The 16,730-nt window shown below is 72.1% G+C and carries 13 protein-coding genes; 8 read left to right on the top strand and 5 right to left on the bottom strand.

Annotated features, from left to right (window positions below; translation table 11 throughout):
• Nucleotides 1-24 precede the first annotated feature (24 nt).
• From ABEA81_RS17655 to ABEA81_RS17640, 4 genes are all read left to right on the top strand, one after another.
• Entirely contained in the window at nucleotides 25-1,245 is a 1,221-nt protein-coding gene (locus tag ABEA81_RS17655; RefSeq protein ID WP_345606224.1) for an ATP-binding protein, read from the top strand.
• Between the two features lie 184 nt (nucleotides 1,246-1,429).
• Nucleotides 1,430-1,747, top strand: a complete 318-nt coding sequence (locus ABEA81_RS17650) for a GroES family chaperonin (protein WP_147256761.1) — start codon at nucleotides 1,430-1,432, stop codon at nucleotides 1,745-1,747.
• Nucleotides 1,748-1,794: 47 nt separating this feature from the next.
• Complete coding sequence (locus tag ABEA81_RS17645; protein WP_345606223.1) at nucleotides 1,795-4,188, top strand: VanW family protein; 2,394 nt, start codon at nucleotides 1,795-1,797, stop codon at nucleotides 4,186-4,188.
• A gap of 103 nt (nucleotides 4,189-4,291) precedes the next feature.
• Nucleotides 4,292-4,717 (top strand): CBS domain-containing protein, encoded by a 426-nt coding sequence (locus tag ABEA81_RS17640; RefSeq protein WP_345606222.1) that lies wholly within the window; start codon nucleotides 4,292-4,294, stop codon nucleotides 4,715-4,717.
• A gap of 58 nt (nucleotides 4,718-4,775) precedes the next feature.
• On the opposite strand, the gene ABEA81_RS17635 is transcribed toward ABEA81_RS17640, so the two are convergent.
• A complete protein-coding gene (locus ABEA81_RS17635; protein WP_345606221.1) occupies nucleotides 4,776-7,631 on the bottom strand; it encodes a glycoside hydrolase family 2 TIM barrel-domain containing protein in 2,856 nt (951 codons plus the stop codon).
• On the bottom strand, nucleotides 7,628-8,695 hold the full coding sequence (locus tag ABEA81_RS17630; protein ID WP_345606220.1) for a LacI family DNA-binding transcriptional regulator: 1,068 nt from the start codon (nucleotides 8,693-8,695) through the stop codon (nucleotides 7,628-7,630). The genes ABEA81_RS17635 and ABEA81_RS17630 overlap by 4 nt, the downstream gene beginning before the upstream one ends.
• A 152-nt stretch (nucleotides 8,696-8,847) precedes the next feature.
• On the opposite strand from ABEA81_RS17630, the gene ABEA81_RS17625 reads away from it, so the two are divergent.
• Genes ABEA81_RS17625 through ABEA81_RS17615 form a run of 3 tightly spaced genes read left to right on the top strand, consistent with a single transcriptional unit; the run spans nucleotide 8,848 to nucleotide 11,991 of the window.
• Nucleotides 8,848-9,738: a carbohydrate ABC transporter permease gene (locus tag ABEA81_RS17625; RefSeq protein WP_345606219.1), complete on the top strand. Its 891-nt coding sequence runs from the start codon at nucleotides 8,848-8,850 to the stop codon at nucleotides 9,736-9,738.
• Between the two features lie 29 nt (nucleotides 9,739-9,767).
• Nucleotides 9,768-10,655 carry a carbohydrate ABC transporter permease gene (locus ABEA81_RS17620; RefSeq protein WP_425570600.1) on the top strand — a complete coding sequence of 296 codons (888 nt, stop codon included), beginning with the start codon at nucleotides 9,768-9,770 and terminating at the stop codon, nucleotides 10,653-10,655.
• Nucleotides 10,656-10,683: 28 nt separating this feature from the next.
• Nucleotides 10,684-11,991: an extracellular solute-binding protein gene (locus ABEA81_RS17615; protein WP_345606218.1), complete on the top strand. Its 1,308-nt coding sequence runs from the start codon at nucleotides 10,684-10,686 to the stop codon at nucleotides 11,989-11,991.
• Nucleotides 11,992-12,048: 57 nt separating this feature from the next.
• On the opposite strand, the gene ABEA81_RS17610 is transcribed toward ABEA81_RS17615, so the two are convergent.
• Nucleotides 12,049-13,893 carry an acyl-CoA dehydrogenase gene (locus ABEA81_RS17610; protein ID WP_345606217.1) on the bottom strand — a complete coding sequence of 615 codons (1,845 nt, stop codon included), beginning with the start codon at nucleotides 13,891-13,893 and terminating at the stop codon, nucleotides 12,049-12,051.
• A gap of 217 nt (nucleotides 13,894-14,110) precedes the next feature.
• On the opposite strand from ABEA81_RS17610, the gene ABEA81_RS17605 reads away from it, so the two are divergent.
• Nucleotides 14,111-15,139 (top strand): peptidoglycan recognition protein family protein, encoded by a 1,029-nt coding sequence (locus ABEA81_RS17605; RefSeq protein WP_345606216.1) that lies wholly within the window; start codon nucleotides 14,111-14,113, stop codon nucleotides 15,137-15,139.
• Between the two features lie 3 nt (nucleotides 15,140-15,142).
• On the opposite strand, the gene ABEA81_RS17600 is transcribed toward ABEA81_RS17605, so the two are convergent.
• Both ABEA81_RS17600 and ABEA81_RS17595 read right to left on the bottom strand, forming a co-directional pair.
• Nucleotides 15,143-15,958, bottom strand: a complete 816-nt coding sequence (locus ABEA81_RS17600; RefSeq protein ID WP_345606215.1) for a glucose-1-phosphate cytidylyltransferase — start codon at nucleotides 15,956-15,958, stop codon at nucleotides 15,143-15,145.
• A gap of 45 nt (nucleotides 15,959-16,003) precedes the next feature.
• Entirely contained in the window at nucleotides 16,004-16,714 is a 711-nt protein-coding gene (locus tag ABEA81_RS17595) for an IspD/TarI family cytidylyltransferase (RefSeq protein WP_345606214.1), read from the bottom strand.
• Between the last annotated feature and the right edge of the window lie 16 nt (nucleotides 16,715-16,730).

The raw sequence follows: 16,730 nt of genomic DNA, 5'->3' as shown, positions 1-16,730 counted from the left end.
AGATTCGCCGATACCGTCCGATGCGTGGACCCCGTGCGCAACCCGTTCGCGCCCGGTGCGGGCCAGCGGCCCCCCGAGCTCGCCGGTCGCGACAAGGAGCTCGACGCGTTCGAGATCGTGCTGGAGCGGGTCGCTCGCGGCCGGCCCGAGCGCAGCCTGGTGCTCACCGGCCTGCGCGGGGTGGGCAAAACCGTGCTCCTCGGGGAGCTGCGCTCGATGGCCATGCGGGCCGGCTGGGGCGCGGGGAAGATCGAGGCGCGGCCCGACGCCGACCTGCGCCGCCCCCTCGCCGCGGCCCTGCACCGCGCGATCCGCGACCTCGCGGTGCGCCACCGCGACCCGGAGCGCGCCGGGGACGAGGCGGTCGACCCGGATCGCGTCGACGAGGTGCTCGGGGTGCTGAAGGCGTTCGCGATGCGGTCGGCGCCCGACGGCGCGAAGCTGCGCGACCGCTGGCAGCCGGGCATCGACGTCGCCGTGACCCACGGCAGGGCCGACTCCGGTGACATCGAGATCGACCTCGTCGAGCTGTTCACGGAGGTGGCCGGGCTGGCCCAGGAGGTGGGGGCGGGCGTCGCGCTGCTCATCGACGAGATGCAGGACCTGCGGCCGGACGACGTGTCGGCGCTCTGCGCGGCCTGCCACGAGCTGTCGCAGTCGCGCGCCCCGCTCGTGGTCGTCGGCGCGGGGCTGCCGCACCTGCCCGCGGTGCTCTCGGCGTCCAAGTCCTACTCGGAACGGCTGTTCAAGTACGCGCGCATCGACAAGCTCGACCGCGCCGACGCCGACTTCGCCTTGCTCGCGCCCGCCGAGCGGGAGGACGCCGCGTTCGACGTCGACGCCCTCGATGCGCTGTACGAGGCCTCCGGCGGCTACCCGTACTTCGTGCAGGCCTACGGGAAGGCGGCGTGGGACGCCGCACCCCGCAGCCCGATCGGGGCCGCCGACGTCAAGCTGGCGGCGCCGGAGGCCGAGAGCGAGCTCGCCGTCGGGTTCTTCGGGTCCCGGTACGAGCGGGCGACCCCCGCCGAGCGGGAGTACCTGCGCGCGATGGCCGAGCTCTCCGAAGGCAGGGACGAGCCGGTCGGCACCGCCGGGATCGCCGACAGCCTCGGCCGCAAGGCCTCCTCCCTCTCCCCGGCCCGTGACAGCCTGTTGAAGAAGGGGCTCGTCTTCTCCGCCCAGCGGGGGCAGATCGCCTTCACCGTGCCCCACTTCGGCCGCTACCTGCTCACTCAGCCCTGATCCCTCTACTCCGTATGGGTGAATCCGGGCTGACTCGCGACCACAGGTAACGGTCGGGGCCCGATGTCCGATTCCAGGTACAGCCCCGCGGCGCTGTCGGACCCCCGACCTGACAGCACCGCGGGGCTTCTTCATCTTCGGGCCGGTCAGGGCCCTGCCAGCGGCTCCTCGTAGCATCGGTCCGATGCAGGACGCCAAGCTCGAGATCCAGATGCTGCACGACCGGGTCCTCGTGAAGCCGGACTCGGCCGGGGAGCGGCGCAGCGGTGCCGGAATCGTCATCCCGGCAACCGCAGAGGTCGCCAGGCGTCTTGTCTGGGGGGAGGTGCTCGGCACGGGAGCGCACGTCCGCACCGTCAAGGTGGGTGACCGGGTGCTGTTCGCGCGCGACGACCAGTACGAGGTCGACGTGCAGGGCGCCACCTACCTGGTCTTGCGGGAACGGGAAGTGCACGCCGTCGCCACGGAGCGCACCGAACACGGTACGGGGCTGTACCTGTGACGGACCGGGCTGCGGCCCGGTCCGATCGTCGAGGGGAAACGGACTTCATGCCCGAGCGGCAGTCATCGCCTGGGGAGGCGACGGCTCCTCCGGAGCCGGACATCACGGAGAGCGCGCGCAGCGCGGGGGGCGACCCGGTCGCGTCGGGGGACGCCCGGCCGCCCTCCCCGGTCCGGACGGCCGAGCGCGCCGGCGGCGGCGGGCCCGCGCCCCGGCCGGCGCCGCGTCCCGCCCCGGAACCGCAGGGCGACGAGAGTCCGACGGTCCGCACACCCGGTCGTGCGCCGGCGCGCCGGCCCGCGAACGGCGAGCACCCGAACGGCGGGCCGGCGAACGGCCACGGACCCAACGGCCACGGCTCGAACGGGCACGCGCCCAACGGTGGCGCCCTCCACGGCCGGCCGGCCGACGGCGCGCCGCCCGCGGTCCGTGGAGCGGCCCACCGCCCCTCCCCTGCGGCTCGCCCGGCCCCTGCACCGCACCCGCCCGCCGACCCGCGTCCTCCGGCGGCCGAGCAGCGCTCCGGGGAGTCCACCACGGTCGTCGTCCCGGTCACGGCCGCGTCGACCGCCGACGGCGAGGCCACGCAGATGCTGCCGCGGACCGCGCCGCGCTCGCCGCTCGGGACCGCCGACGACGCGGCCACCGAGCGGATCCCGGCGGTCGCCGCTGCGCCGCGTCCCCCGCTGCCGCCGCCGGACGCTCCCACCAGCATCGGGCTCGGCGGCACCGACGACACCGACGACCACGACGGCACGGGTCGCGGGGGCAGGTCCGGCCGGGGACGCAGGCGCGTGCTGGTGCTCGCGGCGGTCGTCGGCGCCTTCGGCCTGCTCTACGGCGGCGACCTGCTGCTGAGCTCCGGATCGATGCCACGCGGGGTCACGGTGGCCGGGGTCGCCGTGGGCAGCATGTCCATGGCCGACGCCGGGGAACGGCTGCGGTCGGAGATCGGCGCCCGCGTCGGGGCCCCGATCCCCGTCACGGTCGGCGACGTGCGCGGGCAGATCGACCCCGTCGCGGCTGGGCTGTCCGTCGACTGGGCCGCCACCCTGGACCGGGCAGGCTCCCAGCCGCTGAACCCGATCACCAGGATCACCTCCTTCTTCAGCAGGCGCGAGGTCGGCGTGGTGACGGTCGCCGACCCCACCGCCCTGAACCAGGCGCTGGACCAGCTCGGGCCCGCCGTCGACCGGGAGCCGGTCGAGGGCTCGGTGCGGTTCGAGGGCACCCAGCCGCAGCCGGTCGACCCGCAGCCGGGCCAGAAGCTCGACGTGGTCGCGGCCACGGACGTCCTGCAGCGGGACTGGGCCAACGGGGGCGTGGTCGCCCTGCCGGTCACCGAGCTGCCCCCCACCACCACGTCCGAGGACGTCGCCACCGCGATCCAGGAGGTGGCGCGGCCCGCGGTGGCCGCCCCGATCACGGTCGTCGGTGAGAAGGCGGTTCGGGGCACCGTCACCCCCGAGGTGATCGCCGCGTCGCTGAGCTTCCAGGCCGAGAACGGCGAACTGGTGCCGGAGCTGAACCAGCAGGCCATCCAGGACGCGCTCACGTCGCAGATGGCGGCGTCGGAGAACCCGGGCCGCGACGCCACGTTCGACTTCTCGGGCGGCCGCGCGGTGGTCGTGCCGTCGCAGGACGGGCGCGGCGTGGACTACGAGGCCACCGTCAACGCGATGGTCGGCGTGCTGGGCAGGCCGGACCCGCGTGAGGTCACCGCGGTCTACGCCGAGAAGCCGGCCGAGGTCACGACCGAGGAGCTGAAGGCGCTCGGCAACCCCGAGGTCATCGGCGAGTTCACGACGGGCGGCTTCGCCCCCGACTCGGGTGTGAACATCCGCCGCGCCGCCGAGCTGGTGAACGGCACCGTGGTGCAGCCGGGAGAGGTCTTCAGCCTCGACGCCACCACGGGACCGCGCACGGCCGCCAACGGGTACGTGGAGGCGGGTGTGATCGACAACGGGCGGTCGTCGCGCGGGATCGCAGGCGGGGCCTCGCAGGTGTCCACCACGCTCTACAACGCCGCATACCTCGCCGGCATGACGCTGCTCGAGCACAAGGCGCACAGCTTCTACATCAGCCGCTATCCGGCCGGCCGGGAGGCGACCATCGCCACCGGCGCGATCGACAACAAGTTCCGCAACGACAACCCGACCCCGATCATGATCCGCACGCGCTGGACCCCGACGTCGGTCACGGTCCAGATCTACGGACAGCGCAAGTACGAGGTCACGGGCGAGTTCGGGCCGCGGACCAACCCCACCCAGCCCAACGAGGTGACGATCCCGGCGGGCGAGGACTGCCACGCCAGCAACGGCGCCCCCGGGTTCACGATCACCGACACCCGCACCCGGCGCGACGTCGACACCGGTGAGGTCTCCAAGGAGACGATCACCACGCGCTACAACCCGGCTCCCCGGGTGGTTTGCGAGGATTAGGCCGTTTCGGCCGCACCTCCGTCGGGGGTTCCGAAAGCGGGACAGCACTTCGTACCCTTGATCCGTCAGCGGCGACAACAGCGGGCGAGATCGGGGATGCGGGATGCGGATCGCAGACGTACTGCGCAACAAGGGCACCACCGTGGCGACGGTCGGGCCCGGGGCCACGGTCGCCGAGCTCCTCGGCGTGCTGGCCGATCACAACGTGGGTGCCCTGCCCGTCATCGACGGAGGCCGCATCATCGGGATCGTCTCCGAGCGGGACGTCGTGCGGAGGCTGCACGCCGGCGGTGCGGCGCTGCTGCAGGCCAGGGTGGCCGACATCATGACCACCGAGGTCACCACCTGCAGCCCGAACGACGACGTCAGCGATCTCGCCGCCGTCATGACCTCCCGGCGGTTCCGCCACCTCCCCGTGGTGGTGGACGGGGAACTGGCCGGCATCGTCAGCATCGGCGACCTGGTGAAGGCGCGGATCGACCTGCTGGAGTCGGAGCGGGAGCAGCTGCAGAGCTACATCGCCGGCTGACCCCCACCCGTGAACGGATACGGGTGCTCCAGCACTCGTATCCACGCACGACCCCTCATCAGGCCCGCGTCAGCGCCAGGCGCAGCCGAGCGGGGGCGGCGTGCAACTCGTGCTGCGGCAGCACATCGGGTCCGCAGCTCGCGGTGCCGACGCCGCGGTGGGCCATGTCGACGGTGAGCCGGACCCGGTCGCCGGGCACGAGGTCGACGGGGTGCAACGCGGCGTCGAGGTCGGCGCTGGTCCAGCGGCGCACGGTGAGCCCGAACGTCTCCGGGTCCCCGTCGTCCGTGGGGAGCGCCTCGATCCGCAGGCCGCCACCGCGACCGGTGAGCTCGGCCCAGCGCACGCCCGCGCGCCTGCCGTTCTCCTGCGGCATGACGTAGGGCGTCTGCAGATCGTCCACGGAGCTCGTGAACCGCCCGATGCGCGCCGCGCGGCGGGTGTCGGGGTAGGCCTCGCCGGGCCCGCCGCCGTACCAGGTGACGCGGTCCAGCTCGGCCGGCAGCGACCAGGCCAGGCCGAGCCGCGGGATCGGCCCCGTCCAGTCGCCCTCCGGCCGCACGGAGACGTCGAGGAGCAGCCCGCCCCCCGCGAGCGGGGCCCAGCGCATCGTGGACAGGAACCCGGCGTCGAGGGCCGCCGGGGCCGAGCGGGTGCGCACGACCACACCGCCGTCCTCGTCGCGGACGTCGACCACGCGGTGCCGCAGCCGGTGCAGGCCGATCGTCCGCCATGCGTCGGCGGCCGAGTCGTGCGGGATCCGGTCGTTGTCGGTGGGGGCGCGCCAGGCGTCGAGGCGTGGACCGTCCACCGGGATGTCGGCGACCTCGGTGAGCACGCCCCGCACGCGGTCCAGCGCCACCGCGCCACCGGTGAGGGCCGCCGCGGTGCGCGGACGTGCCGCGAGCTGCACCTGGCCCCAGGCGACCTCGTGGCCGGCGGGGGCCCACGGCTCGTCCGCGGCGAGGACGGCGCGCACCGTCAGCCACGTCTCGGCGTCGCCACCTGCCTCGGCCGGCCGGTCGAGCTCGACGCTGCCGCCTGCCGCGACCGCGGGCAGGTCCAGCTCGCCGGCCTCGACCTCGATGCCGTCCTCCGCGACGGTCCACCGGAACCGCAGGTGAGCGAGGTCCCGCACCTCGTGCAGGTTGGTGATGCGCAGGCGCCCGTCCGGCGTGCCGGTGATCCGCACCGGCTCGATGACCTTGGCGAACTCGTGCAGCCCCGGCGACGGCGTGCGGTCGGGGAACAGCAGCCCGTCGGCCACGAAGTTGCCGTCGTGCAGCTCCTCGCCGAAGTCGCCGCCGTAGCCGAAGAACTCGCGGCCCTCCCCGTCGCGCGTGCGGATGCCGTGGTCGATCCACTCCCACACGAACCCGCCCTGGCAGCGCGGATGGCTCTCGAACAGCTCCTGGTACTCGGTGAGCCCTCCCGGCCCGTTGCCCATCGCGTGGGCGTACTCGCAGAGCACGAACGGCGCCGCGCGCCGGGCCGCGTCCTGCACGGGGTCGACACCGCGGGCGGGCTCCTCGCGGCGCCCGATGAGGTCGGTCTCGGCCTGCGAGGCGTACATCCGGCTGTAGACGTCGGACCAGCGCCCGTCCGGGCAGTGCTCGTAGTGCACCGGACGGCCCGGGTCGCGGTCGTGGGCGTAGCGGTACATGCGCTCGAGGTTGCGGCCGGTCCACGACTCGTTGCCGAGCGACCACATGATCACGCAGGCGTGGTTCTTGTCGCGCTCCACCATCCGGCGCATGCGGTCCTCGTACGCGTCGCCCCACGCCGGGTCGTCGGTCGGGTTGCCCCGCCAGCCCACGTGCACGAAGCCGTGGGTCTCCAGGTCGCACTCGTCCACGACGTACAGGCCGTACTCGTCGCACAGCTCCAGGAAGTGGGGGTGTGGCGGGTAGTGGCTGGTGCGGACGGCGTTGATGTTGTGCCGCTTCATCAGCAGGACGTCGTCGAGCATGTCCTGCCCGGTGACCGCGCGGCCGCGGTCGGGGTGGAACTCGTGGCGGTTCACCCCGCGCAGCAGCACCCGCTCGCCGTTGACGGTGAGCAGCCCGTCGGAGATCCGGACCGTGCGGAAGCCCACCCGCAGGTCGACGCGTTCGCCGGGCGTCACGACCCGCAGGTCGTAGAGCCGGGGCACCTCGGCGCTCCACGGCTGCACGCCATCGACCCGCACGTCGTCGCCAGCGGCCGCGTCGATCCCCAGCTCGGGGACGAGCACCCGCGCACCGCCGGGGACGTCGACGCGCAGCGACCCGACGCCGTCCTCGTAGCCGGCGTGCACGAACACGTCGGCCACCCCGCCCGCGGGCCGCGCCAGCAGCGCCACGTCCCGGAAGATCCCGGACATCCACCACATGTCCTGGTCCTCGAGGTAGCTGCCCGCCGACCACTGGTGCACCCGCACCGCCACGAGGTTCTCGGCGCCGGGGCGCACGGCCTCGGTGACGTCGAACTCGGACGGGAGCCTGCTGCCCTGTGCGGTGCCGACCTCGTGGCCGTTCACCCACGCGGCGAAGCAGGAGTCGACGCCCTCGAACCGCAGCACGATCCGCTCGCCCGCCCACTCGGCCGGCACCGCGACGGTGCGGCGGTAGCTGCCGGTCGGGTTCTCGGTGGGCACGCGCGGCGGGTCGATCGGGAAGGGGTAGCGCGTGTTGGTGTACGCGGGCCTGCCGTAGCCGTGCAGCTGCCAGTGCGCTGGTACCGGGAGCTCCGCCCATCCGCCGTCGTCGTATCCCGGGTCGGCGAACCCCGCAGGTGCCTCCGCAACCGTCTCGGCCATGTCGAACCGCCAGTGCCCGTTCAGGCTCAGCCGGGGTGCGTTCGACCGCACCGCCGCACGGGGCGCGAGCATCCGGGGGTCCGGGCGGGGGTCCTCGTGGTACGGCAGCGGTGTCACCGCGGGGGTCCTCCTGTGGTCGGGCGCGGCATGTACCGGCCCGTGCTGGAGCGCACGATCAGGTCCGGGACCATCCGCACCGGGATGGGCTCGGCGGCGCCGGGGTGCTCGATCTGGGCGAGCAGCATCGCGACGGCGCGGCGCCCCTCGTCGATGAAGTCCTGGCGCAGGGTCGTGAGCGGCGGGATGAGGTAGGCCGCCTCGGGGATGTCGTCGAAGCCGATCACGCTGACGTCGCCGGGTACGGCGCGTCCGGCCTCGTGCAGCGCCAGCATTAGCCCGACCGCCATCTGGTCGTTGGCGGCGAACACGGCGCTCACGTCCGGGTCGGCCGCGAGCACCTGCCCGGTGGCGTAGCCGGAACGCGCGCTCCAGTCTCCCTGTAGCGGCTCGTGGACCGGTGCTCCCGCCTCCTCGAGGGCCGCGCGCCAGCCCCGCACCCGCGTGCGCGCCGCCTCGAAGCGCTGTGGCCCGGCGAGGTGCCGGACCGTGGGGTGGCCGAGGTCGAGCAGGTGGCGGACGGCGTTGTGCGCACCGGCGGTCGAGTCGAACTGGACACCGGCCGTCACGGCATCGAGGCCACCGCGCAGGACCATCAGCGGCACGGTGGGCGACATCTCGCGCAGCGCCGTGGCGGCGTCCACCTCGGGGTCGATCGCCAGGATGCCCTCGACGCGCTGCGCGGTCATGCGCTCGACAGCGGCCAGCGCCGAGGCACGGTCGAAGCGGGAGAGGCTCTCCGTGCTCACCGAGTACCCCGCGTCGCGGACCGCCGTCTCGACGCCACGCAGCGTGGTGGCCGGGCCGTACAGGTCGCTGCCGATCGTCACGATCCCGATCATGCGTGACCGGCCCGAGGCGAGCGAGCGGGCGGCCGGGCTGGGCCGGTAGCCGAGCTCGCGCATCGCGGCGAGCACCCGTTCGCGCGTGGAATCGCGCACGCCCGGCTGGTCGTTGATCACGCGGGAGACGGTCTGGTAGGAGACGCCCGCGAGCGCGGCGACGTCGACCATGACCGGCGCGCCGTGTCGCCCGGTGGCGCGGCGGGCACCGCTCTCGGGCATGCCGCCTCCCCGATTCGGCTGTGAACGTTCACACGATACGGCCCGGGGAAGGGAACCCGGGGCACCGCGATTCTCGCAACCCCTTGACCGTCGGTGTGTGAGCGCTCACACTTGCGCCTCGGCGTGGCGAAGACGATCGAGGAGGATCGTTCATGGCAGTTGCCAGCCCCTCCAGGAGGAGGGGGCTCACCGGGTTCTTGTTCTTCGCTCCGTTCCTGCTCGTGTTCCTCGTCGCCATCGTCGCCCCGCTGCTGTACGCGCTGGGCCTCAGCCTCTTCCGGCGGCGCCTCATCGGCGGCACCTCGTTCGTCGGGCTGGACAACTACCTCCGCGCCGCCGTCGACCCGCAGTTCCTCGCCGGGGTCGGGCGGGTCGCGCTGTTCCTGATCTTCCAGGTGCCGGTGATGTTGCTGCTCGCGCTCTTCGTGGCGCTGGCGATCGACGGCAGGCGGGTGTGGTGGCCGAAGCTCTTCCGGCTCGGCGTCTTCGTGCCCTACGCGGTGCCCGCGGTGGTGGGCACGCTGATGTGGGGCTTCCTGTACGGCGGCCAGTTCGGTCTCACCGGGCAGATCGCCGACGCGTTCGGGGTGGACCCACCGGACTTCTTCGGGACGACGCTCATGCTGCCGGCGCTGGCCAACATCGTCACCTGGCAGTTCGTCGGCTACAACATGCTGATCCTCTACGCGGCGCTGCGCGCGATCCCGCAGGACCTCTACGACGCCGCCGAGGTGGACGGGGCGGGCGAGTTCCGGAAGGTGTGGAGCGTCAAGCTGCCCGCGCTGCGGCCGGCGCTGCTGCTCGCCACGATCTTCTCGGTGATCGGCAGCTTCCAGCTCTTCACCGAGCCGAAGGTGATGCAGGACCTCGCGCCCGCCGTGATCACCACCTCGTACACGCCCAACATCTACGCCTACGAGCTCGCGTTCAACGGCCAGCTGGTCGACTACTCGGCGGCGATCTCCGTGCTGCTCGGGCTGGTGACCATCGTCGTCGCGTACGTCGTGCAGCTGACCACCGCCCGGCGGGAGCGGATCCTGTGACCGCCGTGGAGAGCCCGCCGGCGCAGCGCGTGCGGTCGACGCGGCGACCGGCCACCGGCGGCGCGGGCCGCGCCCGCAGGCCCAGCGTCGTCCTCACCGCGATCCTCCTCGGCCTGCTGGCCTACTTCCTCCTGCCGCTCGCGTGGCTGGTGATCAACTCGACGAAGAGCACCACCGGGCTGTTCGAGAGCTTCGGGCTGTGGTTCGCGAGCGACTTCCACCTGTTCGCCAACGTGCACGACGTGCTCACGTACAACGACGGCATCTACGTGCGGTGGTTCCTGAACACCATCCTGTACGCGGTGGTCGGCGCGGGCGGCGCCGCGCTGCTCGCGGCGCTGGGCGGATACGGCGTCGCGAAGTTCGACTTCCCAGGGCGACGGCTCCTGCTCGCGGGTGTGCTCGGCGCGGTGATGGTGCCGGTCACCGCGCTGGCGATCCCCACCTATCTGCTGCTGAGCTCGGTGCAGCTGGTCGACACGCCGTTCGCGGTGATCATCCCGTCGCTGGCCAGCCCGTTCGGGCTGTACCTGATGTGGATATACGCGGCCGCGGCCGTGCCCGACGAGCTGCTCGAGGCGGCTCGCCTGGACGGCGCCGGGGAGCTGCGGATCTTCTGGTCGGTGGCGATGCGGCTGCTGGCGCCCGGCTTCGTGACCGTGCTGCTCTTCCAGCTCGTCCACGTGTGGAACAACTACTTCCTGCCGCTGATCGTCCTCCGCAACCCGGCCTGGTTCCCGCTCACGGTCGGGCTCAAGCAGTGGAACTCGCAGGCATACGCGGTGGGCGGATCCCAAGCCGTCTTCACGCTGGTCATCACGGGCTCCCTGCTCGCGATCATCCCACTGGTCGCGATGTTCCTCGTGCTCCAGCGGTACTGGCAGTCGGGCATCGCGATGGGCGCCGTCAAGCAGTGACCACTCACCCCTGGGAGGCCCGAAACCCATGATCCGATCACGGAGGACGCTCGCCGCGGCATCCGTCGCGCTCGTCGTCGCGCTGTCCGCGTGCAGCGGCGGTGGCGGCGGTGGCGGTGGCGGCGACTCGTGCAACGGCCCGCTCAAGTTCTGGACCTGGGTGCCCAACATCCAGTCGACGGTGGACCTGTACGAGCAGTCCCACCCCGGTGTGCAGGTCGAGGTGTCCAACGTCGGGCAGGGCGCCGAGCACTACACGCAACTGCGCACCGCCCTCTCCGCCGGCACCGGCGCCCCCGACGCCGTGCAGATGGAGTTCAAGAACATCCCGGCCTTCGTGCTCACCGACTCGCTCGTCGACCTCACCCAGTTCGGCGCGGCCGACCTGGAGAGCCGGTTCCTGCCTTCGGCGTGGCGGCAGGTGAAGGTCGGCGACGGGATCTACGGCGTCCCGCAGGACACCGGCCCGATGATCATGCTCTACCGGCCGGACATCCTCGACAGCCTCGGCGTCCAGGTGCCCACCACCTGGGACCAGTACATCGACGTCGCCCGGAAGTTCAAGGCGACCGGCGAGGACAAGTACGTCAGCAACATCGGCCCGGACGGCGCGGGCGGCGTCCTGAGCATGCTGTGGCAGGCGGGCGCGCGGCCGTTCAAGCTCGACGGCGACTCGTCGCTCACCATCGACTTCGCCGACCAGGGCGCCGCCACCTGGACGAAGACGTGGAACACGCTGCTGTCGGAGAGGCTGGTCGAGCCGGTGCCGGGCTTCACCGACGAGTGGTACCGGGGGATGGCCGAGGGCCGTTACGCCACCTGGGTGGCGGGCGCATGGGCCCCGACGTTCCTCCAGACCGTGATCCCCCAGGCCGCCGGCCAGTGGCGGGTGGCGCCGATGCCGAACTACGGCCAGCCGGTGGTGCCCGAGAACGGCGGGTCGTCCGTCGCGGTCACCACGCAGAGCACGTGCCAGGCGGCCGCGGCCGAGTTCGCCATCTGGCTGAACTCCGACCCGGCGGCGGCGAAGGAGCTGAACAAGACCAGCCTCCTGTACCCGGCCACCACGGCGCTCGTGCAGGACCAGGCGTGGCTGAACGAGCCGATGCCGTTCCTCGGCGGGCAGCTGGCCAACCAGGTCTACGTCGCGGCCTCGAAGCAGGTGCCGGAGGGCTGGCAGTACTCGCCGTTCCAGGACTACACCGAGTCGGTGTTCCCCGACACGGTCGGGCAGGCCATGGTGAACCACACCGACCTGCAGGCCGGCCTGAACGCCTGGGGTGAGCGACTGCGCACCTACGCCAAGGAGCAGGGCTTCCAGGTTCAGGGCAGCTGATCACCCACGAACGGCACTCTCGTCTGCACCCAACAGACGAGAGTGCCGTTCGTCGGATCAGAACGCGGCTTCCGGGAGCTCCATCAGGCTGTTGTCCGTCGCCTCGACGATCGCGCGCTGCGCCGTCAGCTGGGGGAGCACCGTCTTGGCGAAGAAGCGTGCCGCGCCCACCTTGCCCTCGTAGAAGGCGACGTCCCGCGCCGAGGGCTCGCCGCCGAGCGCGGTGAGGGCCACCTCGGCCTGGCGCAGCAGGAGCCAGCCGATCAGCAGGTCGCCGACGGCCATGAGCAGCCGGACGGTGTTCTGCCCGACCTTGTAGAGGCTCGTCGGGTCCTCGGCCGACGCCATCAGGAAGCCGGTGAGGGCGCCCAGCATGCCCTGGACGTCGGTGAGCGCCGTGGCGAGCAGCGCCCGCTCCTCCTTGAGCCGCCCGTTCCCGGACTCCGCGTCGAGGAACGCCTGGATCTCGCCCGCCACGTGCCCGATCGCCTGCCCGTTGTCCCGCACGATCTTGCGGAACAGGAAGTCCATCGACTGGATGGCGGTGGTGCCCTCGTACAGCGAATCGATCTTCGCGTCGCGGATGTACTGCTCGATCGGGTAGTCCTGCAGGTAGCCGGAGCCGCCGAGGGTCTGCAGCGAGAGCAGCAGCTGCTCGCTGGCGCGCTCGGAGCCGACGCCCTTGACGATCGGCAGCAGCAGGTCGTTGACGCGCTCGGCGAGCGTGGTGTCGGCGCCGGTGGCAGCGCCCGCCTTGACCTGGTCCTGGAAGGTGGCCGTGTAGGTGTAGAGCGCCCGCAGGCCCTCCGCGTAGGCCTTCTGCAGCATCAGGATGCGGCGCACGTCCGGGTGGTGGGTGATCGTCACGCGCGGGGCGGTCTTGTCGAGCTGCCGGGTGAGGTCGGCGCCCTGCACGCGGTCCTTGGCGTACTCGAGCGCGGCGAGGTAGCCGGCCGAGAGCGTGCCGATCGCCTTGGTGCCCACCATCATCCGGGCGTACTCGATCACCTGGAACATCTGCGCGATGCCGTCGTGCACCTCGCCGAGCAGCCACCCGACCGCGGGGACGCCGTGCTGGCCGAACGTCAGCTCGCACGTCGTGGACGCCTTGAGGCCCATCTTGTGCTCGACGCCCGTGACGAAGGCGCCGTTGCGCTCGCCCGGCTCGCCGGTCTCCGGGTCGAAGTGGAACTTCGGCACGAGGAAGAGCGAGAGCCCCTTGGTGCCGGGCCGCGGCGTGATCCCGGGGCCCTCGGGACGGGCCAGCACCAGGTGCATGATGTTCTCGGTGAGGTCGTGCTCGCCCGAGGTGATGAAGCGCTTGACGCCCTCGATGTGCCAGGTGCCGTCGGCCTGCTGCACCGCCTTGGTGCGGCCCGCGCCGACGTCCGAGCCGGCATCGGGCTCGGTGAGCACCATCGTGGCGCCCCACCCGCGGTCGATCATGATCTCGGCCCAGCGCTTCTGCTGCTCGGTGCCGTTGCGGTGCACCACGGCCGCGAAGTTGGGACCGGCCATGTACATGAAGACGGCGGGGTTGGCGCCGAGGATCAGCTCGGACGCCGCCCACTGGACGGTGGCCGGGATGCCGTAGCCGCCGAGATCGGCGGGCAGGCTGATCCGCCACCACTCGCCGTCCCACAGCGCCCGGTAGCTGTCCTTGAACGACTGCGGGAGCGTGACCGAGTGGGTGGCCGGGTCGAAGACCGGCGGGTTGCGGTCGGCGTCGGCGAACGAGTCGGCGAGCGGGCCCGTGGCCACGGCGTTCAGCTCGGTGAGCACGCCGCGCACCGTGTCCTCGTCGACTCCGTCGAAGGGTGCGGTGCCGAGCCGGTCCTGCACCCGGAAGACCTCGAACAGGTTGAACTCGAGGTCCCGCAGGTTGCTCCTGAAGTGGCCCATCGTGCATCGCTCCTCAGCAGTGTGGAACGGCCTACTCGTCGGTAACTCCCAGCTTATTACTCATCGGTAACCCCGACAAGTCGCGGGTCCGCCCCGCCCGACCGGGCGATCACACCTTCGAGCAGCAGCGTTGTGCAGGACGTTTGCGTAGCTCATCGTTCGGAGATCAACAGGTGGCCGGCGGATGCCGGGAGGGGGCACTGGAGGGGAGGGCGATGTGTGGGATCCGACCGCGACCCGCCGCACCGTCCTGCTCGCGGGCCTGGTCCTCACCGGGGCGATCGGCGGCCTGATCCGGCCAGCCGAGGCGAGTGCGGGACCAGGCGTGAAGAGCCCTCCGATCATGGGCTGCGGCGCGTGGCGCGCCCGCGAGCCGTCGGACGTCATCCCCGTCTGGGACCGGCGCCCGGTGCGGATCATCGTGCACCACACGGCGACCCCGAACGTCGAGGACCTCAGCCGCAACGCGGCCGAGTTCGTGGCCCGCAAGATCCAGGACTTCCACATGGACCAGCGGCACTGGATCGACACCGGGCAGAACTTCACGATCAGCCGCGGCGGCTACGTCCTCGAAGGCAGGCACCGCAGCCTCGATGTGTTGCGCGGGGGCACCCAGCACGTCGAGGGCGCGCACTGCACCGGGCAGAACGTCGAGGCCGTCGGGATCGAGAACGAGGGGACCTACTCGACGCTCACGCCGCCCGACCAGCAGTGGGAACGGCTGCGGGACCTGTGCGCCTACATCTGCCACCAGTACGGGATCGAGCCGACCGAGATCGGTGGGCACCGCGACTTCAAGGACACGCTCTGCCCCGGCGACGCGTTCTACGCGATCTTGCCGCGCCTGCGCGGCGAGGTGGCGGACGTGCTCGGGGAGCCCCTCCCGGAGGGGGCGGCCCGGCGCGCGTCGTGGCCGCTGCTCCGATCCGGCAGCGAGGGGCGCGCCGTGCAGGCGGCCCAGCACCTCCTCCGCGCCGCCGGCCTCACCGACGTCGAGCCGAACGGCCGCTTCGACGAGCGGACGGTCGCGGCCGTGCGGGCGTACCAGCAGGCGCATCGCACCGAGGAGATCAACGGGTTGATCGGCGGGGAGACGTGGCCGCTGCTCGTGACCGCGCAGGGCGGTGACGACGGGGAGGTCGCGCTCGCCGTGCGCGCGCTCACCCCCGACGGCGCGGTGCGCGCGGCCGCCCTCCCCGGCATCGAGGAGTGGAAGCGCCTGTTGAGCGCCGACCCGCGCCCGTGAGGGTCACCAGGTGCGGGTCTCGTCCTCCCAGACCTTCCAGGGGGCGTCGCCGCTCGCCCAGAGGCCGTTGAGCGCCTGGTAGTCCTTGTAGGTGTCCATCGCGGCCCAGAAGCCCTCGTGCCGGTTCACGGTGAGCTGCTTGTCGCGAGCCAGCCGCTGCAGCGGCTCCGCCTCGAGGAACAGGTCCTCCTCGTCGTCGAGGTAGTCGTCGAGGAACGACTTCTCGAACACGAAGTACCCGCCGCTCACCCAGCCGGTGACGTGGGTGGGCTTCTCGTTGAACTCCGCCACGACGTTGCCGTCGACCTGCATCTCGCCGAACTTCGACGTGGGGTGCACGCCGGTGACCGTGCCGATCCGGCCGCCGTCGGCGTGGACCTTCGCGAGGTGCCCGATGTCCACGGCGCTGACGCCGTCGCCGTAGGTCATCATGAACTGCGGGGTGTCGACGTAGTCGCGGATGCGGCGCAGCCGGGCGCCGGTGCCGGCCTCGAGGCCGGTCTCGGCGAAGGTGATCTCCCAGTTCTCGTCCGCCACGCCGTTGCGGAACCACGGCTGGTGGTCACCCTCGGACAGCGAGAGGGTGAAGTCGGACATGTGCGAGCGGTAGTCGAGGAAGAACTGCTTGATCTCCCAGCCCTTGTAGCCGAGGCAGAGGATGAAGCGCCGGTACCCGTAGTGGCTGTAGAGCTTCATGATGTGCCAGAGGATCGGCCGGCCGCCGATGTCCACCATGGCCTTCGGCAGGCGTTCGCTCACCTCGCGGATGCGCGTGCCCTGTCCGCCGCACAGGATGACAACAGGGGTGTCGTAGTCCATCAGGAAGCGTGTCCCTCCGCTGTTCGGGGAGCTGTATGGAGAGTGCTACTCGGTGTAGTCGGTGAGGGCTGTGGTTCCGCCCGATGTCGTAGTGCAGCTGGGGCCTGCACCGTGAGTCCCGCGATCAGCGAGACACTCTGCTATCGCGAGCTCCTGCGGAGTCGTCACATGGACGTTGGCGACATCACCCGAAACGGTGACGACCCGGTGGCCGCGCTCGACCAGCAGCCCGGAGTTCTCGACCGGGCGCGGCCGGTCGGCGTGCACCGCACGGAGCACGTCGGCGCGGAACGCCTGGGGCGTCTGCGTCAGGACGAGGTCGTCCTTGGGCAGGGTCTCGACGACGTCGCCGTTCCGGACCCGCTGCACGACCTCCAGTATCGGTACCACCGGAACGGCGCCGTCCGCGCCCTCCCGCACGGCCGTGATCACGGCCCGGAACAGCGCGTCGGACGCGAGGGGGTGGGCCGGGTCGGCCACCGCGACGATCGCCGCGTCGGCGGGCACCGCCGCGAGCCCCGCGCGCAGCGACTCCGACTGGTGGTCCCCGCCTTCCGCGACGGCGTCGACCGGCTCCCCCGTCCAGGGCCGCCCCGGGGGGAGCACGAGGACCACGCCGTCGCAGGCGCGCCGGGCGGCCGCCACCGCGCGGGCCACCATCGGCACGCCGCCGACGTTCTCGAACTGCTTCGACCGCTCACCGAACCGCCGCGACAGCCCGCCCGCGAGCACGATCGCCCAGACGGACCCGTGCATGTGTTCCTCCTGGAGC

The organism is Pseudonocardia adelaidensis, from assembly GCF_039543345.1.
Classification (GTDB): domain Bacteria; phylum Actinomycetota; class Actinomycetes; order Mycobacteriales; family Pseudonocardiaceae; genus Pseudonocardia; species Pseudonocardia adelaidensis.
The sequence above is the reverse complement of the archived record's forward strand: the minus strand, read 5'-3'. Positions and strand labels throughout refer to the sequence as shown.